This is a genomic window from Kosakonia pseudosacchari, assembly GCF_015167415.1.
GTDB classification, from domain to species: Bacteria; Pseudomonadota; Gammaproteobacteria; order Enterobacterales; family Enterobacteriaceae; genus Kosakonia; species Kosakonia pseudosacchari.
Genome location: NZ_CP063425.1, coordinates 1,586,368 through 1,609,359 on the forward strand (window position 1 = coordinate 1,586,368; position 22,992 = coordinate 1,609,359).

General features: G+C 52.3%; 25 protein-coding genes. 15 read left to right on the forward strand and 10 right to left on the reverse strand.

The features are described 5' to 3' along the window. Positions 1-124 precede the first annotated feature (124 nt). Positions 125-1,030 (reverse strand): flagellin N-terminal helical domain-containing protein, encoded by a 906-nt coding sequence (locus tag IP581_RS07375; RefSeq protein ID WP_086871796.1) that lies wholly within the window; start codon positions 1,028-1,030, stop codon positions 125-127. A 725-nt stretch (positions 1,031-1,755) separates the two neighbouring features. Here IP581_RS07375 and IP581_RS07380 point away from each other — a divergent pair. The 3 genes from IP581_RS07380 to IP581_RS07390 all read left to right on the forward strand — a co-directional run bounded on the left by IP581_RS07380 (position 1,756) and on the right by IP581_RS07390 (position 3,755). Continuing rightward, entirely contained in the window at positions 1,756-2,673 is a 918-nt protein-coding gene (locus IP581_RS07380) for a LysR substrate-binding domain-containing protein (protein WP_228007820.1), read from the forward strand. 214 nt (positions 2,674-2,887) lie between these two features. Beyond that, positions 2,888-3,241 carry a hypothetical protein gene (locus IP581_RS07385; RefSeq protein WP_193822158.1) on the forward strand — a complete coding sequence of 118 codons (354 nt, stop codon included), beginning with the start codon at positions 2,888-2,890 and terminating at the stop codon, positions 3,239-3,241. Between the two features lie 52 nt (positions 3,242-3,293). Next, on the forward strand, positions 3,294-3,755 hold the full coding sequence (locus tag IP581_RS07390) for a hypothetical protein (RefSeq protein WP_228007821.1): 462 nt from the start codon (positions 3,294-3,296) through the stop codon (positions 3,753-3,755). 120 nt (positions 3,756-3,875) lie between these two features. Here the strand turns inward: IP581_RS07390 and IP581_RS07395 are convergent, their stop codons facing one another. Then, entirely contained in the window at positions 3,876-4,505 is a 630-nt protein-coding gene (locus tag IP581_RS07395) for a glutathione S-transferase family protein (protein ID WP_086872139.1), read from the reverse strand. 336 nt (positions 4,506-4,841) lie between these two features. Here IP581_RS07395 and dacC point away from each other — a divergent pair, with 336 nt between their 5' ends. Next, positions 4,842-6,044 (forward strand): serine-type D-Ala-D-Ala carboxypeptidase, encoded by a 1,203-nt coding sequence (gene dacC / locus IP581_RS07400; protein ID WP_193822159.1) that lies wholly within the window; start codon positions 4,842-4,844, stop codon positions 6,042-6,044. Positions 6,045-6,075: 31 nt separating this feature from the next. Here dacC and deoR read toward each other — a convergent pair whose 3' ends face one another. Then, positions 6,076-6,834, reverse strand: coding sequence for a DNA-binding transcriptional repressor DeoR (gene deoR, locus IP581_RS07405; protein ID WP_086871808.1), 759 nt, complete (start codon positions 6,832-6,834; stop codon positions 6,076-6,078). Between the two features lie 65 nt (positions 6,835-6,899). Further along, the gene (gene ybjG, locus IP581_RS07410; RefSeq protein ID WP_193822160.1) at positions 6,900-7,508 is read right to left on the reverse strand and encodes an undecaprenyl-diphosphate phosphatase; all 609 of its coding nucleotides are present in this window, start codon (positions 7,506-7,508) and stop codon (positions 6,900-6,902) included. Between the two features lie 277 nt (positions 7,509-7,785). Here ybjG and IP581_RS07415 point away from each other — a divergent pair, with 277 nt between their 5' ends. Further along, positions 7,786-9,018: an MFS transporter gene (locus IP581_RS07415; RefSeq protein ID WP_086871812.1), complete on the forward strand. Its 1,233-nt coding sequence runs from the start codon at positions 7,786-7,788 to the stop codon at positions 9,016-9,018. A 31-nt stretch (positions 9,019-9,049) separates the two neighbouring features. On the opposite strand, the gene IP581_RS07420 is transcribed toward IP581_RS07415, so the two are convergent. After that, complete coding sequence (locus IP581_RS07420) at positions 9,050-10,306, reverse strand: MFS transporter (RefSeq protein ID WP_193822161.1); 1,257 nt, start codon at positions 10,304-10,306, stop codon at positions 9,050-9,052. Between the two features lie 26 nt (positions 10,307-10,332). On the opposite strand from IP581_RS07420, the gene IP581_RS07425 reads away from it, so the two are divergent. Further along, positions 10,333-10,875: a TetR/AcrR family transcriptional regulator gene (locus IP581_RS07425; protein WP_086871816.1), complete on the forward strand. Its 543-nt coding sequence runs from the start codon at positions 10,333-10,335 to the stop codon at positions 10,873-10,875. Here IP581_RS07425 and IP581_RS07430 read toward each other — a convergent pair. Both IP581_RS07430 and IP581_RS07435 read right to left on the reverse strand, forming a co-directional pair. After that, on the reverse strand, positions 10,846-11,592 hold the full coding sequence (locus IP581_RS07430) for a 2-phosphosulfolactate phosphatase (RefSeq protein ID WP_193822162.1): 747 nt from the start codon (positions 11,590-11,592) through the stop codon (positions 10,846-10,848). The two genes, IP581_RS07425 and IP581_RS07430, sit on opposite strands and share 30 nt — an antisense overlap. Positions 11,593-11,603: 11 nt before the next feature. Then, a complete protein-coding gene (locus IP581_RS07435; protein ID WP_086871820.1) occupies positions 11,604-11,822 on the reverse strand; it encodes a DUF7661 family protein in 219 nt (72 codons plus the stop codon). 124 nt (positions 11,823-11,946) lie between these two features. Here IP581_RS07435 and IP581_RS07440 point away from each other — a divergent pair, with 124 nt between their 5' ends. Further along, on the forward strand, positions 11,947-12,411 hold the full coding sequence (locus IP581_RS07440; RefSeq protein WP_086871822.1) for a hypothetical protein: 465 nt from the start codon (positions 11,947-11,949) through the stop codon (positions 12,409-12,411). On the opposite strand, the gene IP581_RS07445 is transcribed toward IP581_RS07440, so the two are convergent. Both IP581_RS07445 and IP581_RS07450 read right to left on the reverse strand, forming a co-directional pair. Further along, on the reverse strand, positions 12,408-13,070 hold the full coding sequence (locus IP581_RS07445; RefSeq protein ID WP_193822163.1) for a hypothetical protein: 663 nt from the start codon (positions 13,068-13,070) through the stop codon (positions 12,408-12,410). The genes IP581_RS07440 and IP581_RS07445 overlap by 4 nt on opposite strands. Before the next feature lie 284 nt (positions 13,071-13,354). Further along, positions 13,355-15,040 (reverse strand): aspartate:alanine antiporter, encoded by a 1,686-nt coding sequence (locus tag IP581_RS07450; RefSeq protein ID WP_020457185.1) that lies wholly within the window; start codon positions 15,038-15,040, stop codon positions 13,355-13,357. Positions 15,041-15,321: 281 nt separating this feature from the next. On the opposite strand from IP581_RS07450, the gene ybjM reads away from it, so the two are divergent. Continuing rightward, positions 15,322-15,687, forward strand: coding sequence for an inner membrane protein YbjM (ybjM, locus tag IP581_RS07455; RefSeq protein ID WP_193822164.1), 366 nt, complete (start codon positions 15,322-15,324; stop codon positions 15,685-15,687). Positions 15,688-15,717: 30 nt separating this feature from the next. On the opposite strand, the gene IP581_RS07460 is transcribed toward ybjM, so the two are convergent. Next, entirely contained in the window at positions 15,718-15,981 is a 264-nt protein-coding gene (locus IP581_RS07460; RefSeq protein ID WP_017456131.1) for a GrxA family glutaredoxin, read from the reverse strand. A 174-nt stretch (positions 15,982-16,155) separates the two neighbouring features. Here IP581_RS07460 and nfsA point away from each other — a divergent pair, with 174 nt between their 5' ends. The 7 genes from nfsA to potI all read left to right on the forward strand — a co-directional run bounded on the left by nfsA (position 16,156) and on the right by potI (position 22,958). Next, entirely contained in the window at positions 16,156-16,878 is a 723-nt protein-coding gene (nfsA, locus tag IP581_RS07465; RefSeq protein WP_086871828.1) for an oxygen-insensitive NADPH nitroreductase, read from the forward strand. A gap of 72 nt (positions 16,879-16,950) precedes the next feature. Next, positions 16,951-17,853 carry a 30S ribosomal protein S6--L-glutamate ligase gene (gene rimK / locus IP581_RS07470; protein WP_086871830.1) on the forward strand — a complete coding sequence of 301 codons (903 nt, stop codon included), beginning with the start codon at positions 16,951-16,953 and terminating at the stop codon, positions 17,851-17,853. Positions 17,854-17,937: 84 nt separating this feature from the next. Beyond that, positions 17,938-18,417 carry a type III secretion system chaperone family protein gene (locus tag IP581_RS07475; protein WP_175272604.1) on the forward strand — a complete coding sequence of 160 codons (480 nt, stop codon included), beginning with the start codon at positions 17,938-17,940 and terminating at the stop codon, positions 18,415-18,417. A gap of 349 nt (positions 18,418-18,766) precedes the next feature. After that, complete coding sequence (potF, locus tag IP581_RS07480; protein ID WP_017456135.1) at positions 18,767-19,879, forward strand: spermidine/putrescine ABC transporter substrate-binding protein PotF; 1,113 nt, start codon at positions 18,767-18,769, stop codon at positions 19,877-19,879. Positions 19,880-20,019: 140 nt separating this feature from the next. Then, on the forward strand, positions 20,020-21,153 hold the full coding sequence (gene potG, locus IP581_RS07485; protein WP_193822165.1) for a putrescine ABC transporter ATP-binding subunit PotG: 1,134 nt from the start codon (positions 20,020-20,022) through the stop codon (positions 21,151-21,153). Positions 21,154-21,162: 9 nt separating this feature from the next. Then, complete coding sequence (gene potH, locus IP581_RS07490; protein ID WP_086871837.1) at positions 21,163-22,116, forward strand: putrescine ABC transporter permease PotH; 954 nt, start codon at positions 21,163-21,165, stop codon at positions 22,114-22,116. Then, positions 22,113-22,958, forward strand: a complete 846-nt coding sequence (gene potI / locus IP581_RS07495) for a putrescine ABC transporter permease PotI (protein WP_017456138.1) — start codon at positions 22,113-22,115, stop codon at positions 22,956-22,958. The genes potH and potI overlap by 4 nt, the downstream gene beginning before the upstream one ends. Positions 22,959-22,992: the final 34 nt, after the last annotated feature.

The following is a 22,992-nucleotide window of genomic DNA, read 5'->3' on the forward strand; positions in this document are numbered from 1 at the left end:
GGATAAAAAAGAAAAATAAATTCGTTATGCTCAATGAAGCCCGCCCTCATGACAAAGCGGGTGTTAGTCAAGGAATTACATCGTTGAAATCCGCTCTGAAGGAGGTAAGCGGATTTCACACCACTTAACGCAGCAGGGACAGCATGGTCTGTGGAACCTGGTTAGCCTGCGCCAGTACGGAGCTGCCAGCTTGTTGCAGGATCTGCGAACGGGACATGTTAGACACTTCTGTCGCGTAGTCAGAATCCTGAATACGGCTGCGCGCTGCCGACAGGTTGTTCGTCGTATTGTTCAGGTTGGAAATGGTTGATTCAAAACGGTTCTGAGAAGCACCAAGCAGGCTGCGTTCGGTATCCACGGCTTTGATAGCTTTATCCAGATCGGCCAGCGGATTACCATCCGTGGTGCCGCCGGAGCTGACAACGCCCTGCAGCACATCAAAGCCATGCGCGTCAGTTGTACGTGCGCTGCCGTTGACGATCTGACCTGTTGTTGCGGCCGTTGCGCCTGTGGTGTTGTAGAGGTTGAACGCGTCGCTGCTGCTTACGGTAATGCTGATGGTTTCACCATCTTTCGCGCCAACCTGGAAATTATACTGACTGTCGCCCGAGCCGGTATTCAACACTTTCAGGCCGTTAAAATCGGTCTGGGTGGTAATACGGTTGATCTCTTCCATACGCTGGTTAACTTCCGCCTGGATGGAGTCGACGTCAGATGCGGAGTTGGATCCATTCTGCGCCTGTACAGTCAGGTCGCGAATACGCTGCAGGTTATTATTCACTTCGCTCAGTGCGCCTTCGGTGGTCTGCGCCAGTGAAATGCCGTCATTCGCGTTACGCACCGCAACGGAAAGGCCATTAATATTTGACGTGAAACGGTTAGCAATTGCCTGACCAGCAGCATCATCTTTTGCGCTATTAATACGCAGACCGGATGACAGACGCTCAATAGATGTGCCTAAAGAAGACTGAGATTTGCTCAGGTTATTTTGGGTCATTAAAGATAAGGTGTTGGTGTTAATAACGGCCATTTCATTTCTCCAGAAATATAGAATTAATCTATTCGTATTGCCTGATATTGCCAGGCGAAATGGATATCGTCCGCAGGGAATAAAACTTTAAATTTAAATGCCTAATAGTTTATTTTTATAAATGAAGCGCTTTAATACAATGATTTTATAGCTAATAGCGGTTGTAAATATATTTTAATTGCCGCTGCCGCATTCTATTCTAATAATGCTTATAGGTACATCCGATCCTAATTCCGGATAGGGCAGTGATAAATAAGAATAACCGCACTACGTTGTTTTAGGGTTGCTAAACTACAATTAAGTATTATTGAATTATTTTATGAGGAAGATTATTTTTTGTAACTTCACAGTAGTTGAATTTTCTTTTCCTGGCGCAAAGATACTGTTAGGCTGATATTTAAATATGCTGTGGTCTCAACGTTATTTGTCTGGAAAGGTTAAATGTTGCCCATAATGTGGATACTAAAAGCAAATTCCAACATTATTGCATCGGCGCATCCTATTGCGTGGTTGATGATATGAATTAACAATTAAAGTTTTACGCCAGATTTTCGATGACTGATTAGAAAGAATATTGCGTTGTTTATATAACAAATAACTGAATAGTTGTGCCTAAAGTGGCACTTAAATTAAATTTAGCACGAAAATCACGCATCAGTCCCGGTCGCGTTTGCTACCCGGGCTGAAACATAAAAGGCTTATATTGTGTGGTGTTTCTGTGTTTTTTGTCTGCACACGGGAGAGTTGACGTTATGAGAACGCAAGATTTGGAATACTTTGTCGCGTTGATAAAACATATGAATTTTCAAAAGGCGGCTGAGGAGTGCGACGTTTCTCAACCCACCCTGAGCATCCAGATCAAAAAACTGGAAGAGGAATTAGGCATTCCATTACTGCACCGTAAAGGCAAAGGGTTTAGCCTGTCGCCGATCGGTTTGCATTTGCTGCCGCTGATTGAAAATATTCTTCGTGAGGTGCATAACCTGCATGAACTGGCGCAGCGGCTGCGTTTTCAGCCGGTTGGCGTTATCAATATTGGTGTCACCCCGACGCTTGGTTCCTATATATATGAAGATCTGTTCAGCGCCTTCAAAGAAAAATTTCCGGATAATGAGATCAAGCTACATGAAGTCAGTGAAGATAATTTGCTGAATATGTTAGGAAAAGGGCAATTACAATTGGGGCTGCTGATTGGGCCTATTGATAACGACAACTTTCTTGAGGCTCAGCTCTATGAAGAGCAATTTGTGTTGGGTGTAAACAACAGTCACCCGCTGTCTACACAGGAAGTGATCGATCTCAGCGAGTTGAAAAAGCATAAACTGATTATGACCAAATCGATGCCAGAGCATCTTAATCTTGAACCTGGCAGCGAAGAGATACTCAACCATGCAAGGAGTATTTCAAACGATCTGGAAACCATCCGCTATATGGTAAAGAATTCGGATAATGTCTCCTTTTTTCCAAAACTTTCAACGCTCGGCAACGATCACCACAGTATTAAATACATTAATATCAAAGATAATAATTTATCCCGTCGGGTTTTCATGATGGTGCGTGAAGGCGATATTATGAAGGAGAAATATTATAGTTTTGGCAGCGATGTTGGCGGCAGAATTAACGCAAGACTGAATACATTGTAATGGTTTGATTGTCTTAATTAAGCTGTAATCACAGCGACACGATCGCTGACTATGAAAATATGTTGAGATACAAACATTCGTTTTTGAAACGTGTTTGTCTCTCAGCAGTCGTGCTGTGCCTGTAATGTAGAATGTGTCTGATTTATCGCGCTTAATCGTCAATGAAAACGCCGGGTGTAGATGCTGGCAAATTTAATGATGTCAGAGGTGACTCATGTTTCTTAACCCAAAATATACTAACGTACATCGTTCGCTGCTCGCTATTATCAAACCTGCATTGAATGAACATGCGTTTGAAAATAAAAAGAACGATGCCTGTGTTGCGCTGAAAAAATTGATGGCGTTGTATAATGAACTTCGTGTTGAACTGACGCTGCGCCCCTATCCACCAGAATTGACCGATTTTTTATTTACCTATGAGTGTGCGTTGATAACGTTGGATGATTATTTAAATTCCAGCTCCCCCAGAGAAATGAGTCACGCCATTAGCACCTGCTTTCAATATATAGAAACCGTCCCGGTATTGCTGCGGCGTGTTTCGGTGCAGTACCGCATGCAAGCCATGTAAAAATTAATTATTCAGCTGTAATGAAAATCTTATATCACTTTACGAGATGCGAATGATGGATAATATCGCCACTGAGCAGTTGGGGCTGTCATTAGAACGGGCCAGTTTTTTAAAGAAACGATCGCAATCATTTCTGTCGGTCGCCAGACAATCTGGCTTAGCCGGTCACGCTTTTACGCATCGGGATGACGCGTTGAGTGACGATCATGCTGCGGTGATGTCGGGTATGGAGTTTGGTGAAGAGGTGACGCTTTTGCAGGAGAGTTTGCAGAATATCGATTTTGCTATCCAGAAACTCGAGGCGATAAATAATGACGAAGTGGCATCACCTCACGTGATGGCCTTTTATCAGGATGCAATCGAACTGCTCGATGAGGCAGAAGCGCTGCTGGAGGAGTGCTGCGAAGTGGATCTTATTGACTACGCAACAGATGAGATCGAATGGGATGAAAGTAGTCTGCTTCCCTTAGAAGACGATTCGCTGTTTGCCGATATCGAAGGCGAAGAGGAGTAACGCATTAGCTGCTGGCCGCAACGTCTTGCGGATTGCCGCGTGGGGAATACCGGATGGCGCCGGGCGCATTTCACCGTCAACAACAGGCGATAACGTCAACGCCACCGGTCAAAGAGATACTCAGGTTACCGGGATCATTACCGCGTTTTTGAAGCCGGGGCGTTCGCACAATTGCGCATACCAGCGTTGCAGGTTGGCGTGCGGTGCCCAGCGTAATCCGGGAATGTTGTAAAGGTTATAGATAAACGGAGCGACGGCGATATCCCCGCAGCCAAACGCGTCCCCGGAGAGCCACGCCTGTTTAGCCAGTACATCGTCGAGCAGCGCGAACAGCCCATCCAGCGCGTTTTTGTTGGCTTCAATCGCGGCGTTGTCGCGCTGTTCCGGCGCGGTGCGCACCAGCCCCTGCAACAGTGGGCCATGTTTTGGCGAAAGGGTGCTCAGCGCCCAGTCCATCCACTTTTCCCCTTGCGCACGTTCAGCAGGGGATTCCACCCACAAACGCCCCTGACCGTACTGTGCCGCCAGGTAACGCACGATGGTGTTGGATTCCCACAGCACCACATCGGTTTCGTCATCACGCAGCAGCGGCACCAGACCATTAGGGTTCATCGCCAGATATTCAGGCTCATGGTTCACGCCGAACTCTCTGCCCGCCAGAATATGCTGGTACGGCAATTCCAGCTCTTCCAGCAGCCAGCGAACTTTTTTGACGTTAGTAGAGTTATTTCTGCCCCATAGCGTTATCATTTTTACCTCAGTGGTGTGAATGAGTGTCGGTGTGACATTCATCGTGTGCCAATCTCCGTCATTCTTCAAGTTGCAGATGCGCGGGTTTTGTTACCGGTTCCTTCGCAAGCGTCGTCTCTTCGGTGCAGCGCAAGCACGGCTCGACGCGCGAGAGGTGCAACTCGAATTATTCAGCGGATAAATATTCAGCACACATGGAGCGCAACACGCTGTTATTGCGTAAACTTTAAAAACTTTACCCTGTGACGGTTTTTTTCGTTTCGTTTGTGCGCTATTACTCACCGTTTGTTGCGGCACGGTGTTGTGACGTTTTGAATGGATACTCGGGTGGCCCCTATGACGCATTTCTCTTTATCCCTTCGCGGCCTGGTTGCGGGCTCTGCGCTGTTGATGCTTTTCTCCCCTTCGTTGTACGCGGTGGAACAGACGCCGGGTGCGCCCACGGTCGATGCGAGGGCGTGGATCCTGATGGATTACGCCAGCGGCAAAGTGCTGGCAGAAGGCAACGCTGACGAGAAGCTTGATCCTGCCAGTCTCACGAAATTGATGACCAGCTATGTGGTTGGCCAGGCGCTGAAAGCTGGCAAAATTCATCTCACCGATACGGTGACCGTCGGCAAAGACGCCTGGGCGACCGGTAATCCGGCGCTGCGCGGTTCCTCGTTGATGTTCCTGAAACCTGGCGATCAGGTTTCCGTAGCCGATCTCAACAAAGGCGTGATCATTCAGTCCGGCAATGATGCCAGCATCGCCATTGCAGATTTCGTGGCGGGCAGCCAGGACTCATTCGTCAGCCTGATGAACAGCTACGCGCAAAAACTCGGTCTGACCAATACCACCTTTAAAACGGTGCACGGCCTTGATGCGCCAGGGCAGTTCAGCACCGCGCGCGACATGGCGTTGCTTGGCAAGGCACTGATTCGTGATGTGCCGGATGAGTACGCCATTCATAAAGAAAAAGAGTTCACCTTCAATAAGATCCGCCAGCCGAACCGTAACCGGTTGCTGTGGAGCACCAGCATGAACGTGGATGGCATGAAAACTGGCACCACCGATGGCGCGGGTTACAACCTGGTGGCTTCGGCGACACAAGGTGATATGCGTCTGATTTCGGTGGTGCTGGGTGCGAAAACAGACCGCATCCGCTTTAATGAGTCAGAAAAATTGCTCACCTGGGGGTTCCGTTTCTTCGACACGGTTACGCCTATCAAACCCGGCGCGACGTTTGTCAGCCAGCGGGTGTGGTTTGGCGATGAAAGCGAAGCGAAACTTGGCGCGGGCGATACCGGCTCTATCACCATTCCGAAGGGGCAGTTAAATAACCTGAAAGCCAGCTACACCTTAACGCAGCCGGAACTGCAGGCACCGCTGACGAAAGGTCAGGTGGTCGGCACCATCGATTTTCAGTTGAATGGTAAAACCATTGAGCAACGCCCGCTGGTGGTGATGGAGGCGGTAGAAGAGGCCGGTTTTATCGGTCGGATGTGGGATTTTGTGCTGCTGAAATTCCACCAGTGGTTTGGCGGCTGGTTTTCCTGATACTCAGGCGACCGTGCCCCTCCGGGCACGGTCAATAGAGCAACGTTATCGCGTGTTTTTTTGCTTCGCTCTCCAGCGCCTCGTCGGGGCGGCAGTCGCTGACCAGCACATCAAAACGGTTTAATGGCCCCATGCAGGCCGAACGCACTTTGCCGAACTTGCTGTGATCCACCACCAGAACGTGGTATTGCGCGCTGGCCATCGCCCAGTGCTTTACCGGCAACTCTTCCAGATTAAAACAGGTCGCGCCTTGCTGGGCATGCACGCCTGCCGCCGAATAAAAGGCGATATCCGGGCGCAGGTTGTTCAGCGTTTCGTTGAAATTCAGCGGCTTGAAAATGGCGTTGCTGGCGTGAAACTCGCCGCCGCTGAGAATGGCGCGACACTGCGGTTTTTCCTGTAATGCCAGAAAGGTGTTCAGCGAGTAACAGACACCGGTGAAGGGCCGATCGTCCGGGATCGCCTCGATAATCCATGGTGTGGTGGTGCCACAATCGAAAAAGGCCATCTGATGCGCTTTGAGTAGCCCGGCGGCGAGTTTTGCCGCGTGGCGCTTCTCTTCTACCAGACGATTTTTTTGGTCGCTTAACAGATAATGGCTGGCGGAGCGCGGCTCCAGTACGATGTAACCACCCAGCAGCACTACCGGCGCGCTGTTGGCGCTGAGATCGCGGCGAATGGTCATTTCAGATACGCCAAGCAGCGTCGCCGCCTCTTTCAGGTGCAGTTTATCGCTGCGCTTGAGCGCCGCCAGCAACTGGCCTATCCGTTCGTCGCGTCTTGTTTCCATAATTCCCCTGAATAAAAGAAAGCCCCGCATTGAGCAGGGCGTTCATATTACCTTTGCCTCAGGGCTTAGTCACGTACCCAGCCGCGGCGAATCAGCAGGGCGAAACAGGCGCGATAGCATTGTTGCACGCTGTGGTAGAGCGCCGGTCCAAAGCCTTGCCAGAGGATTTGTGCGGACAAACAGCCGCCGATACCAACCAGCAGCGCGCCGAGCATATCCAGCGGCCAGTGCACCCCAAGATACACGCGTGACCAGGCGATGGTCAGCCCGATGATCATCAACAGCGCGCCTGACCACAAACGGTGCCAGGCAAGGAAAGCGACCGCAAAGGTGAAGATTACTGTGCCGTGATCGCTCGGGAAGGAACTATCCGGCGCGTGGTGCAGGAAGTTATAGCCTACGCGATCGGCAAACGGGCGATCGTGCGGGAAAAAATGCCCCAGTAACGCCGAACAACAGAGACTGACCAGCATGGCCAGCGTGACTTTAATTACCAACTGACGCTGCGCGTCTACCTGCTCGCGTGGCCCCCACAACCAGAGGCCAACGGCCAGCAATGGCACAATGCTGATTAAATCGCTGGCGGCAAAATCGGCAAATGCTATCAGCCAGCGCGGAGAGTCTGGCGTGGCGTTAATCCAGTAAAACAGGGTGTAATTCAGGCTCTCTAACATACGCTTGTTACTCTTTGATTAAACAACAATCCAACTTGACGCGAAAGCGCCCACCTTAAAAGCGGCATGGTTAACGGTAAAGCGGTTTTGTCTTACTCATCTGAGAGTTAGACGATTCCTGGAGTGAGACCCGGAAGGCGTATCGTACGACGGTGCACTTAAGTGAACCTTAAACGAACTGAAATGTGCTTTATTTATTGTGTGACGGAGAATTTCCTGTCGTTGCAAAGCGGCTTTGATTACACTCTGCGCGATTTTTCATAGATGAAGAGATTGCATGCAAAACCATACTTTAACTGGCCAACGTCTGGGACGACGGGCGCTACTGTTTCCTCTCTGCCTGGTGCTTTACGAATTCTCCACCTATATCGCCAACGATATGATCCAGCCCGGCATGTTGGCCGTGGTGGAGCAGTACAACGCCGGCATTGAGTGGGTTCCAACGTCAATGACCGCTTACCTCGCGGGCGGCATGTTTTTGCAGTGGCTGCTGGGGCCGCTGTCGGATCGCATTGGCCGCCGCCCGGTGATGCTAACCGGCGTGGTGTGGTTTATCGTCACTTGCCTGGCAACACTGCTGGCACAGGACATTGAGCAATTCACGTTACTGCGATTTTTGCAGGGCATTAGCTTGTGCTTTATTGGCGCGGTAGGTTACGCGGCGATCCAGGAATCTTTTGAAGAAGCGGTGTGTATAAAAATCACCGCGCTGATGGCAAACGTGGCGCTGATAGCGCCGCTGCTCGGCCCGCTGGTGGGGGCGGCGTGGGTGCATGCTGCGCCGTGGCAGGGAATGTTTGTCCTTTTCGCGTTGCTGGCGGCATTCGCCTTTTTTGGCCTGCAACGGGCAATGCCGGAGACCGCCACGCGACTCGGTGAAAAGCTCTCCTTTAAAGCCTTGTGGCGCGACTATGCCGAAGTGATGAAGAACCTGCGTTTTGTCGCCGGCGCGCTGGCGACAGGCTTTGTCAGCCTGCCTTTGCTGGCGTGGATTGCCCAGTCGCCGATTATTATCATCAGCGGCGAGCAGCTGAGTAGCTATGAATACGGCCTGTTACAGGTACCGATTTTCGGTGCGCTGATTATCGGTAATCTGGTGCTGGCGCGACTCACCTCCCGCCGCACCGTGCGTGCGTTGATCATTATGGGCGGCTGGCCAATTGCTGCCGGATTGGTGATGGCGGCTGTTGCAACTGTTGTCTCTTCGCATGCTTATTTATGGATGACGGCCGGGCTGAGCCTGTATGCGTTCGGTATTGGGCTGGCAAATGCCGGGCTAGTGCGTCTGACACTCTTTGCCAGCGACATGAGTAAAGGCACTGTTTCTGCGGCGATGGGCATGTTGCAGATGTTTATTTTTACCGTCGGTATCGAAATCAGTAAACACGCCTGGCTGAGCGGCGGTAACGGCCTGTTCAGCCTCTTCAACCTGGCTAACGGCGTGCTGTGGCTGGGCTTGATGGTGGTATTTCTGCGTGATAAACGGGTAGGGAATTCGCTGGAAGGATAGGGCGGCGCTCATCAATAGCGCCGCTGCGTAATCAGCAGGTTTCCGCCTGCGTTTCCGGGGCCGGTTTGGCAACCGCGCGGGCAACCAGCGCGGCAATCAACACCAGCCCCATCACCACCAGCATGGCGCTACGCAGGCCATAGTGCTCGCCGAGAAAACCGAGCAACGGCGGGCCGACGAGAAAGGCCAGGTAGCCGGTTGTGGCGACGACGCTGACGCGGGTTGCCGCGTCCGGGCCAGTATCGCTGGCGGCGGAAATGGTCAGCGGGAAACCGAGTGACGCACCAAGCCCCCACAAAATCACCGAGAAGCCCGCCACCCATGCACTGTCAACAAAGATAATCAGCCCGATGCCCAGTGCCCCCATTAAAGCGCTGGCACGCACCACGGTGACGCGGCTGTAACGGTCAATAAACCAGCCACCGATAAATCGCCCGACGGTCATTCCAAGGGTAAAACCAGCGTAGATCAGCGAGCCGGACGTCGGGCTAAAGCCGTGCCCGTCCACCATCAATAGCGGCAGCCAGTCGTTGGCGGAACCTTCGGCAAATGCCATTGCCAGCACGACCACGCCAATCAGCAACAGTTGGGTATCACGCCAGAACGGCTGCCCTTCTTTTCCGCGCGCTTTCTCCTCAGCGGAGTCTTTGCCGGTGCCTGGCGGAATGGCGGAAATTGCCAGCATGATGGGAACAATCGCCACCAGTGCCGCTGCCAGAATATGCCAGTTGGCCGCCAGGCCTATAGCGGTAACGCTCATACCAATACCTGCGCCGACCAGCGTGCCGAAGCTGTAAAAACCGTGCATCATTGGCAGCACGGTTTTGCCCATCTCACGCTCGACTTCCGCACCTTCGATGTTCATGGCCACTTCGCCCGCCCCCAGGCTGCCGCCGAACAACGCAAGGCCGATGGCAAATAACAGCGCAGACGCCAGCCACAAGGCGAGACTCAGTACCACCATGCCGATGACGCTGAACGACATGCTGGCGCGGATCACTTTTCGCGCGCCAAAGCGTTTCACCAGCCAACCGGAGGAGAGAATGCCGCTCATCGAACCGACCGACAGGCCAAACAGCACCACGCCCATTTCCGCGGTGGAAACCGATAAAATATCGCGGATTGCGGGCGTTCGCGTGGCCCACGACGCCATTAATAGCCCCGGGATAAAAAAGAAGGTAAACAGCGCCCACAAGCGGTGTTGCAGGGCTTTTCGCGATGCATTTTCAGTCATAACGTCACGGTGAAAAAAGAAAAGATAAGACAACACTAGCAAGGAAGTGTACATTTGTACATAAATGAGTGAGAGGATCTATGGCCCGAAGACCCAACGACCCGCAGCGGCGTGATCGCATTCTGCAAGCGACGCTGGATACCATTGCCGCACATGGGATTCAGGCGGTGACGCACCGTAAAATCGCCAGCTGTGCAGATGTGCCGCTGGGCTCAATGACCTATTACTTTTCCGGTATCGATGCGTTGTTAGAAGAGGCTTTCAGCCTGTTTACGCGGCAGATGTCGGCGCAATATGCCGCGTTTTTCGACGGCGTTGACAGTCCAGCCAAAGCCTGTGAGGCACTAACCGAGCTGATTTATAGCGCCCAGGTGACCACCGCGCGCAATATGGAACTGATGTACCAACTGTACGCGTTTATGAGCCGCCAGCCCACGCTGAAAAGGGTGATGCAAGACTGGATGTGCACCAGCCAGACCACGCTGGAGCACTGGTTTGAACCGACAACGGCACGTGCGCTGGATGCGTTTATCGAAGGGATGACGCTGCATTTTGTGGTTGACCGGGAGCCGCTTAGCCGCGAAGCCATTCGCTTAATGATTGGGCGTCTCGCCGGGCAGTGAGCGATACGCGTTGTCGATTAATGCGCAGGCGTGATGGCTTGCGTCAAGCGCGAGACACAGTTCTACGTCCGCTGAAAAACCCCGTGCGTGGAGTTCATTAGCGGATGCGCAGTGATAGAGATTACTGACGTCGCCGCCCTGAAATGCGGCCTTTGCTGCTTGCGCTTCAGGCGAGAGTTTACGCTTGCCAAGTGCAGCGATAATGGCGCCCGCAGCCAGATAATCTTCCACCGCCGGGCGCAGGCTGCCATCCGGCCAGCGTTCTCCGGCCGGGATCAGCAAAATGCGTTCAAAACCTGCACAAGCTTTGGCGCTCGCCAGTCGGTTGCGAAAACACCCGCTAAATACCGCGGCGCCGCAATCGCGCGCTGTAAACGAAAGGGTGGAACCGTTAGGCGAGGGGAGCACCAGCCGGTATCCGGCGGGAATAGGCAGTAGCGAGGCGGGCGAGAGCGTATATTGGCCACCAGCAAAGGTGCGGTTGAAGCTGGCGACATCGGCGTGGTTTTCCTGCGCGTAGCGCTGCGCACTGGCATCTTTCCACGGCCACGGGTAAATCAGTGCCTGGTTATCGGTGGCGATGCTTACGCATGTGGAAAACGACATCACATCGACGATTACTACGCAGTCGGCTTCCCGCGCCAGCTGCTCCGCTGCGGCTAAACCCCACTCCAGACGTACATCGAACGGGCCTTGGCTGTACCACTGTGCACACATTTTCTGTTCCTTTATTCCACGCGAAGAACATCGGGATGTTGTTCCGTTGCGGCCTCATGGAAAATATCTCCCAGCCAGCCGGGGATCTCCGCTTCGCTTAATTCACCCGGAACGATGATGCTATAAAGCCGCGAATACTTGCCTTCGTTTCTGTCCACGCGGAATACGTGCCAGTCATCCGCCACGCGTTTCACACCTATGTAACGGCCAAAAACGTTGTAAATCAGCATTGTGGGGTTCCTTGTAGTGTCGGGTGATGGTTAAAAAGAGCACAATGAAAAACGAGGCGCTGGCGATCGCTTTAGTATTAATGCAAAAATAGGAAAATCAAACAACCTGTTGAAAAGGAATAGAATGTTTTTAAACACGGTAATGTGGCTGATATCCGTGGCAGCGTTTTTTGCCTGGATCTTTGGGATCACTTTAAAAAATACCTTTGCCACAAATGCGAAACATTTTGGCCTTTTCCTGTTGGTGCATCTGATGTTAAGTGGTGCCGCCATTATGCTGAAAAAGCACGGCATTGCGGTTGTCAGCAGAGACTCTGGCCCGTGGGTTTTTACCGGTCTCAGACTGTTTTTGAAGTGTTATATGGCGTTTGTCATGATCATAACGGTGAGCTTTTTCTTGGGGCTTATCAGCAAAGGGGCGCAACAGATGACGCACTTTCATAAAACCTATAACGCCGCCAATCTGCACCGCAACCCGCTTAAATTCTACCTGCACCACGAACCGGGAATTGTACGGGCCTACGGACTCTGCTTTCTAGCGGGTGGCGTTTATGTGCTGTGGGCGATATGGTTTCGTGTGGCGTTTTAAGACGTTTTTGGCTGCGATTGTTCAACTGTCGCTTTTTTGTCAATATCGGCAGAAATGTCATGTATATCGTAAAGGCACAAAAGCATAATAAAGAAATACCCTAATTTTACTCCGCGCTGGCTATTCATAATGGAAAAAAGGGCCGCTTTGTCACGTTTTAACATGAAATAACACCACACGTTGGCGCATAAGAAAATGAACAATACCATTAATATCAAAGTGACCTGCGCGAAATTTTTATAGGCCACTTGTTGCTCTCTGTAAAAAAGAATCGTGAGCGCAATTAATGATGTTGTCAGTAACGCTGTAGAAATCCCGCTGGACCACAACAGCAGATCGCAGGTGACTTTGCGCAGTGCTGCGCCACACTTGCCTCGCAGGGTCTCCATTCCCCAGACATCGGGTTTCATTGCTTCCATATCTTTCATGAAAAAGGAGACCGGGATAATAATAAATAATACCATCCAGCCGTAATTAACTTGCGGCATACTTTTATCCAGGAAATTAAGCAGATATTTTGCGATGTCAAAATTCGCTGTTTTTGCTGCAATATAAAATGAAATAATGGAAATAACACACCACATGCCGATTTTATAAAAGATATCACGCCATAATGATTTTTTAAGCCAGTTTTCGAGTATGTTTTCTTCCGCTTTCATTGTTTCTCCGTTATATCAAGTTATGCTGTTTTCGGTATCGATATTACCAAATCCTGGTTGCTTCGCCAGATACAGATGGAAAGCGAAACACAGGCTTCTTAGCGGGTCAAATCGAGGGGGAGAATGGAAAAAGGGCAACAAAAAACCCATCAACCTTGAACCTAAGTGGCGGGGTTGATGGGCTCCACAAAATGGGGACATCAAAGAAAAGCAGTGGCACTAGTTATGACTGACGCCCCACAAAAAAGTTCTGCGCATAACTGAAATATTTCTCAGCTTCAGACTTATCCGAGACCCGGCCAGATAATGATGATCAACGTCCCCGCAAGCGTCAGCAGAACGTTGGCGATGGCGTAGGTTCCCGCATAGCCCAGCGCCGGGATATTGCTGCGCGCCGTATCGCTGATGATCTCCATCGCCGGGGCACAGGTGCGTGCGCCCATCATCGCGCCAAAGAGCAAAGCACGGTTCATTTTCAGCACATATGCGCCAAACAGAAAACAAATTAACACTGGTACCAGGCTGACAATAAGTCCGGCAATCAGCATCTGGCCACCCACCGCACCAAGACCGTTGCCGATGCCGCTGCCGGCGCTTAAACCCACACCCGCCATAAATACCATCAGGCCAAACTCTTTCACCATCATCAGCGCACCCTGCGGGATATAGCCGAAAGTCGGGTGGTTGGCACGCAGGAAGCCGAGCATGATCCCGGCGAACAACAGGCCGGCAGCGTTACCGACGCCAAAGCTGAACGAACTGAACTGGAAGGTGATCATACCGATCATCAGGCCGACAATAAAAAACGCGCAGAAGGCGAGCAGGTCGGTAACCTGGCTGTGAATAGAGATAAAGCCGATGCGGTCGGCAATGGTTTTCACGCGTCGCGCGTCGCCGCTGACCTGCAAAACGTCGCCTTTGTTGAGCACAATATTGTCGTCAATTGGCATCTCAATCTGGCTGCGGATCACGCGGTTGAGGAAGCAGCCGTGATCGGTCAGCTTCAATTGCGCCAGACGACGGCCCACCACGTTGTGGTTTTTGACCACCACTTCTTCGGTGACGATACGCATGTCGAGTAGATCGCGGTCGAACACCTCTTTGCCGTTACGGAAACTCGGGTCAAGGCGCGCGTGCGCATCCGGATAACCGACCAGCGAAATTTCGTCGCCCATTTGCAGCACGGCATCACCGTCGGGGCTGGCGAGAATGCCGTTACGGCGAATGCGTTCGATATAACACCCTGTCTGGCGGTAGATCCCCAGCTCGCGCAGGTTTTTACCGTCGGCCCATGCCACCAGCTCCGGCCCCACGCGGTAGGCGCGGATCACCGGCAGATAAACTTTACGGTGCGCATCGGTATCCAGACCGCGTTCACGGGCGATCTGCTGGGCGCTGGTCTGTAAATCCTGGTGCTGCAATTTCGGCAAATAACGTGCGCCGAAAATCAGGCTCACCAGACCAATCAGATACGTCAGGGCATAACCGAGGCTCAGGTTATCCAGCGCGCTGGAGAGTTGCCCGTTTTCCATACCAGAATGGCGCAACGTGTCGCCAGCGCCCACCAGAACAGGAGTGGAGGTCATCGAACCGGCCAGCATGCCTGCCGTCAGGCCAATATCCCAGCCGAACAGTTTGCCAAGGCCTAACGCAATTAACAGCGCGCTGCCAACTAATACCAACGCCAGCATGAGGTAATTCTTACCGTCGCGGAAAAAAATAGAGAAAAAGTTTGGCCCGGCTTCAACACCGACACAAAAAATAAACAGCATAAAGCCAAGGTTAAGTGCATCCGTGTTAATGCTGAAATGCTGCTGGCCTAATAATAATGAAACCACTAAAACGCCAATGGAATTACCGAGTTGAACAGAACCCAGTCGTAATTTACCGAGGCAAAGTCCAAGTGCCAGAACGACAAACAATAACAGTATGTAATTCCCGTTTAACAAATCTGCGACGTTTATATTCACGGAGGCTAACTTCTTGTTTACTTGTAAGCTGTTGAAAGAAATGGTTATTTGAGCTAGTGTTTTGTCCATGCGCTGGCGTATGAAAAAAGCGGTGCAACACCAGACACTCCCCACAAAACAAAAACAGGCCGCTAGTTTAATCGTATTAGATTACAACGGCTAGTGAGAATCGCGTATTTACGTGGGTGCTTTTCTGGCACGGATTGCCGCAACGCTTTATCTGTCCGGACATTCTTTTGAACGAGTTGTTAGTGCGATAGAGAAAAAGTCAGGAGGCGTGTTTGAAGAACAGGCGAAGTCGGATTGGCGTTATTTGCTGCGCATTACTTTTTATTGCGGTGTGTTTTTTGCTGGTCATAAATATGAAAGGCGCACTACCCGTGTCCGGTAATCCTGAATTAGGCTTACTGCTTTTCACGCTTCCCGGCATTGTCGGTGGGGGGATTGCTCGCCGACGCAAAGCGCTCGTGCCGCTTTTCGGCGCCGTGCTGGCTGCGCCATTCTGCTACGTGCTGATTCACCTGCAGTTAGCCTCTTCGCAGTCGCACTGGCAGGTTATCGCCTGGTTATTCAGCGCGATTTTCTGGTGCGGAATAGGCGGCTTATTCTACCTATTTATGCGGAAAATTCTGCGCTGCAAAAAATAAAACGCCCTCCATTAGAGGGCGTTGATCGGTTCAGGCAAACAGACCGAAATGTTCTTTGGCGTAGGCTTCGAAATCTGTGCAGCCGCCAATATGTTTCTGGTCGAGAAAAATTTGCGGAACGGTTTCCACCGGTTTTCCAACGGTTTTTTCCAGATCGGCTTTAGTGATGCCTTCCGCGTGGATATCCACGTAGCGATAGTTGAAGTCATCACGCTCGGCGGTCAGTTTTTCTGCCAGTTCTTTTGCACGTACACAGTATGGGCAGCCAGGGCGACCAAAAATTACAGCAAACATACTCTCTCCCGAATCTGAAGGTAACTGCCGGTTATCATGACCATAACTGCGCGTAATGAAAAGCAGGTTATGCCTGTTGCTTTAATCTTTACAACCTTTCAGCGCAAATTGCGGATACAACGAGGATGCAGGCTTCGCCTATACTGAGGGTCTTGTTTATTTGGGGGATTATTCATGACACCAACTATTGAATTGCTGTGCGCTCATCGCTCCATTCGCCATTTTACCGATCAACCGATTACCCAGGCGCAGCGTGAGGCGATTATCGCCAGCGCACAGGCAACATCCAGCTCCAGCTTTTTGCAATGCAGCTCGATAATTCGCATCACCGATCCTGCGCTACGCGAGCAACTGGTGACGCTTACCGGCGGGCAACAACACGTGGCGCAGGCGGCGGAGTTTTGGGTGTTCTGCGCGGATTTCCACCGCAATTTCGAAATTTGCCCCGAGGCGAACCCCGGGCTTGCTGAGCAGTTGCTGCTCGGCGTAGTGGATACCGCGCTGATGGCGCAAAACGCGTTTACTGCGGCAGAATCGCTCGGGCTTGGCGGCGTTTATATCGGCGGAATTCGTAACAGCATTGAAGCCGTAGGTGAGCTGTTGCAGGTGCCAAAACATGTGCTGCCACTGTTTGGTCTGTGTCTTGGCTGGCCGGCGGATGCGCCGGATAAGAAGCCGCGTCTGCCTGCGCAACTGGTGGTGCATGAAAACCGCTATCAGCCGCTGGATAAAGAGGTGCTGGCGCAATACGACGAGGAGATCGCCCACTACTATATGACCCGCGACAGCAATACGCGGCGTGACACCTGGAGCGACCATATTCGCCGCACCATCATTAAAGAGAGCCGTCCGTTTATTCTCGATTATTTGCATAAACAGGGATGGGCGACACGCTAATTCCCGTTCATCCTGCACGTCGCTGCGTGTATCATACGCCTGCTTTGACAGGTCTTTTTAGAGAGGTGCAGGGTGAAAATTGCCATATTGTCCCGGGATGGAACGCTCTATTCGTGTAAACGCCTGCGCGAAGCGGCGATGCAGCGCGGCCATCTGGTCGAGATCCTCGATCCGCTTTCCTGTTATATGAATATCAGCCCGGCGGCCTCGTCTATTCACTACAAAGGCCGCCAGCTACCGCATTTCGATGCGGTTATCCCGCGTATCGGCTCGGCCATCACTTTCTATGGCACCGCTGCGCTGCGTCAGTTTGAAATTCTTGGCAGTTATCCGCTCAATGAATCGGTGGCGATCACCCGCGCCAGAGACAAGCTGCGTTCGTTGCAGTTACTGGCGCGCCAGGGGATTGATTTGCCGGTAACCGGCATTGCCCATTCACCGGACGACACCAGCGATCTGATTGATATGGTCGGCGGCGCGCCGCTGGTGGTGAAGCTGGTGGAGGGCACGCAGGGCATCGGCGTGGTGCTGGCGGAAACCCGCCAGGCGGCAGAGAGCGTGATTGATGCTTTTCGTGGTCTGAATGCACACATCCTGGTGCAGGAATTTATTGCCGAAGCGAAGGGAACCGATATTCGCTGTCTGGTCGTCGGCAATGAAGTGGTCGCCGCCATTGAACGCCGGGCAAAAGAGGGCGATTTTCGCTCCAACTTGCATCGCGGCGGCAAGGCGCTGGTGGCGCATATCACTCCGCGCGAGCGTGAAATCGCGCTGGCTGCCGCGCAAACGCTGGGGCTGGATGTGGCTGGCGTCGATATCCTGCGCGCCGAACGCGGCCCGCTGGTGATGGAAGTTAACGCCTCACCGGGGCTTGAAGGCATTGAAAAAGCCACTGGTATCGATATTGCGGGTCGCATGATCCAGTGGATCGAACGCCAGGCAACGCCGGGTTTTTGCCTGAAAACTGGCGGCTGAGACGATTTCCCGCGCAATGAATGGTACGTTCTGGCCTTTTTGCGTAAGCTATGGCCAATTTTTTCACTAAGAGAGCACTGCTTTATGGATTCACTCGTCGTTCCGGGTCTGGACACGCTGCGTCACTGGCTGGATGAACTGGGCATTAATTTTTTTGAGTGCGATAACTGCCAGGCGCTGCATCTGCCGCACATGCAAAATTTTGATGGCGTGTTTGATGCAAAAGTCGACCTTGTTAATGACGTTGTGCTGTTTACCGCCATGGCTGAAGTCAAACCGTCGGCACTGCTGGCGCTGGCCGCCGATCTCTCCGCCATTAATGCCAGTTCTTTGACCGTGAAAGCATTTCTCGACATTCAGGATGATAATCTGCCGAAGCTGGTGGTCTGCCAGTCTTTATGCGTCGGGCCTGGCATAACATTTGAACAGTTCGCCTGGTTTATGCGCCAGAGTGAAGAGCAGATTTCCATGGTCATTATGGAAGCTAACGCACATCAACTGCTGTTTACGCCTGGCGAAGAAGAGATGGCGCCTGGTGAAGAGTCGCACAATTTTCTCCACTGACTCTGTGCAGCATTAGCGCAGTCGCTGCCATGGCGGCTGCATAATAAATATTTTTATTCTGCTATTAACCTTTCCTTAAAGAATTTTTCACCGCTATTCCTCGCGTAACGGCTTATCACATAGACGTATCCTGCATAAAAAATTGATAAAAGGCGTTTTTTAATCCGCCCTATAGCCTCAAACCCTGGCTACAGTTATTCTTGCGATGCTTAAAACAGCATGCGGTGTCAGCCGGAAGCGTTTTCTTCTCCGGGGCTGTGCAGAGTGACAAAATATGCATGATTCTTGCATATCTTATGATGCGTACATTTAGTTCGTATGTTAACGGACTTTCCAGAAGGAATGAGATATGACCGCCTTGAGCAAAAAATGGGTATCAGGTCTTGTCGCGGGTGCGTTGATGGCTGTCTCTGCCAGCACGCTCGCAGCCGAGCAAAAGACACTGCATGTTTATAACTGGTCTGATTATATTGCGCCGGACACCGTCGCGAATTTTGAAAAAGAGACCGGCATCAAAGTTGTTTATGACGTCTTTGACTCCAACGAAGTGCTGGAAGGCAAACTGATGGCGGGCAGCACCGGCTTTGATCTGGTGGTACCTTCCGCGAGTTTCCTTGAGCGCCAGTTGGCCGCCGGCGTGTTCCAGCCGCTTGATAAGAGCAAACTACCAAACTGGAAAAACCTCGATCCGGACGTGCTGAAGATGGTTGCTAAGCACGACCCTGACAACAAATACGCTATCCCGTATCTGTGGGCAACCACCGGTATCGGCTATAACATTGACAAAGTGAAAGCCGCGCTCGGCAAAGACGCGCCGGTAAACAGCTGGGATCTGGTGCTGAAGCCGGAAAACCTGGAAAAACTGAAAAGCTGCGGCGTCTCATTCCTCGATGCGCCGGAAGAGATTTTTGCCACCGTGCTGAACTACCTTGGCAAAGATCCGAACAGCAGCAAAGCGGATGATTACAGCGTTGCCGCAACCGACCTGCTGTTAAAACTGCGTCCGAACATTCGTTACTTCCACTCTTCTCAGTACATTAATGACCTGGCAAATGGCGACATTTGCGTGGCTATCGGCTGGGCGGGTGATGTGTGGCAGGCGGCAAACCGTGCGAAAGAAGCGAAGAATGGCGTAAATATCACTTACACCATTCCGAAAGAGGGTGCGCTGGCGTTCTTCGACGTCTTCGCGATGCCGGCTGACGCCAAAAACAAAGACGAAGCGTATCAGTTCCTCAACTACCTGATGCGCCCGGATGTGATTGCCCATATCAGCGATCATGTGTTCTACGCGAACGGTAACAAAGCCTCTGTTCCGCTGATCAGCGCGGAAGTGCGTGATAACCCGGCTATCTTCCCGCCGCCGGATGTTTTCGCCAAACTCTTTACGCTGAAAGTTCAGGATCCGAAAATCGACCGCGTGAGAACGCGCGCATGGACTAAAGTTAAAAGCGGCAAATAATTCAATCACCTGAGTGGTGATAAGGCTGCACCGTGGCGGTGCGCCTGCCCCAAAAATGGACAGAGGTGATGCGCCTCTGTCCAGTCATTTGTACGACAACTCGTTGAAACGGGTTGATGTTTTTGCCGGAGAGCATTTGAGTGAATGACGCTATCCCCCGCCCACAGGCGAAGAGCCGTAAGGATCTGACGCCGCTGCTGGAAATTCGCAATCTGACCAAATCCTTTGATGGTCAGCACGCCGTTGATGATGTCAGTTTGACCATTTATAAAGGTGAAATTTTTGCCCTGCTTGGCGCGTCCGGCTGCGGTAAATCAACATTGCTGCGCATGCTCGCCGGTTTTGAGCTGCCTACCCATGGGCAAATCATGCTCGATGGCGTAGACCTGGCGCATGTGCCGCCCTATCTGCGCCCGATCAATATGATGTTCCAGTCCTACGCGCTCTTCCCGCATATGACGGTGGAACAGAACATTGCTTTTGGTCTTAAACAAGACAAGTTGCCGAAAGCGGAAATTGCCAGCCGCGTGGCTGAAATGTTGCACCTGGTGCACATGAGTGAGTATGCCAAACGTAAGCCGCACCAGCTTTCAGGCGGCCAGCGTCAGCGCGTGGCGCTGGCACGTAGCCTGGCGAAACGGCCGAAACTGCTGCTGCTGGATGAACCGATGGGCGCGTTGGATAAAAAGCTGCGCGACAGGATGCAGCTTGAAGTGGTCGATATTCTTGAGCGCGTTGGCGTGACCTGCGTCATGGTGACCCACGACCAGGAAGAGGCAATGACCATGGCCGGGCGTATCGCCATCATGAACCGCGGTAAGTTTGTGCAAATCGGCGAACCGGAAGAGATCTATGAGCACCCGACCACGCGTTACAGCGCTGAGTTTATCGGTTCGGTGAATGTGTTCGAAGGGCTGCTGAAAGAGCGTCAGGAAGATGGTCTGGTGATCGACTCGCCGGGGCTGGTGCATCCGCTGAAAGTGGATGCCGATGCATCGGTGTTGGATAACGTACCGGTGTATGTGGCGCTGCGCCCGGAAAAAATCATGCTTTGTGACGATCCGCCGGCCGATGGCTATAACTTTGCCGTCGGAGAAGTGGTGCATATCGCCTACCTTGGCGACCTCTCTATTTATCACGTGCGTTTGCAAAGCGGGCAGATGATCAGCGCCCAGTTGCAGAACGCGCATCGCTACCGTAAAGGCGCGCCAACCTGGGGCGATGAAGTTCGCCTCTGCTGGGATGCCGATAGTTGTGTGGTTCTGACGGTTTAAGGAGCGGCGATGAGTACACTGGAGCCACCGTCCCGCGTCGAAAAACCGGGCGGTTTTACGTTATGGCTGGGGCGCATGCAGATGCGTCACGGGCGCAAACTGGTTATTGCGCTGCCCTATATTTGGCTGACTTTGCTGTTTCTGCTGCCGTTTTTGATTGTGTTCAAAATCAGCCTTGCAGAGATGGCGCGGCAGATCCCACCCTATACCGATCTTATCGAGTGGGCGGACAGCCAACTGACGGTAACGCTGAATATTGGCAACTTCCTGCAACTTACCGACGATCCGCTTTACTTCGAAGCCTATCTGCAGTCGTTACAGGTGGCGGCAGTCTCAACAATTTGCTGTCTGTTGCTCGGTTATCCGCTGGCCTGGGCGGTGGCGCACAGCAAAGCGTCGACGCGCAATATTTTGCTGCTGCTGGTGATTTTGCCGTCGTGGACGTCGTTTCTGATCCGCGTGTATGCGTGGATGGGGATCCTGAAAAACAACGGTGTGTTGAATAACTTCCTGATGTGGCTGGGGGTTATCGATCAACCGTTGACGATTCTGCATACCAACCTCGCGGTTTATATCGGCATTGTTTACGCCTATTTGCCGTTTATGGTGCTGCCGATTTATACCGCGCTGACGCGTATCGACTATTCGCTGGTGGAAGCCTCGCTGGATCTCGGAGCGCGCCCGCTGAAAACCTTCTTTAGCGTGATTGTGCCGTTGACCAAAGGCGGGATTATCGCCGGTTCGATGCTGGTGTTTATCCCGGCGGTTGGCGAGTTTGTCATCCCGGAACTGCTCGGCGGCCCGGACAGCATTATGATTGGTCGCGTGTTGTGGCAGGAGTTCTTTAATAACCGCGACTGGCCGGTGGCCTCAGCGGTGGCGGTGATTATGCTGCTGTTGCTGATTGTGCCGATCATGTGGTTCCACAAACATCAGCAGAAACAAGGGGAGGACCACGCATGAACAACTTACCGGTAGTGCGCTCTCCGTGGCGCATTTTGATTCTTGTGCTCGGTTTTACTTTCCTGTACGCGCCAATGCTGATGCTGGTGATTTACTCCTTTAACAGCTCAAGGCTGGTGACCGTGTGGGCGGGCTGGTCGACGCGCTGGTATGGCGAGCTGTTTCACGACGACGCGATGATGAGTGCGGTGGGTTTAAGCCTGACCATCGCCGCCTGCGCGGCAACAATGGCGGCGGTGCTGGGCACTATCGCGGCGGTGGTAATGGTGCGTTTTGGTCGCTTTCGTGGCTCAAACGGCTTCGCCTTTATGATAACGGCACCGCTGGTGATGCCGGATGTGATCACTGGCTTGTCGCTGCTGCTGCTGTTTGTCGCGCTCGGGCATGCCATTGGCTGGCCCGCCGATCGTGGGATGCTCACTATCTGGCTGGCGCACGTGACTTTCTGTACCGCTTATGTTGCGGTGGTTATCTCCTCGCGCCTGCGCGAACTGGATCGCTCTATTGAAGAGGCTGCAATGGATCTGGGTGCGACGCCGCTAAAAGTGTTCTTTGTCATCACGCTGCCGATGATCATGCCGGCGATTGTTTCCGGCTGGCTTTTAGCGTTTACCCTGTCGCTGGATGACCTGGTGATCGCCAGTTTTGTCTCGGGGCCGGGAGCGACGACATTGCCGATGCTGGTCTTCTCCAGCGTGCGTATGGGAGTTAACCCGGAAATCAACGCGCTGGCGACACTTATCCTTGGCGTGGTCGGGATTGTTGGTTTTATCGCCTGGTATTTAATGGCGCGGGCAGAAAAACAGCGGATCCGTGATATCCAGCGTGCAAGACAAGGCTGAACTTATTAGAATCGTGAAATTGTGTTGCTGATGC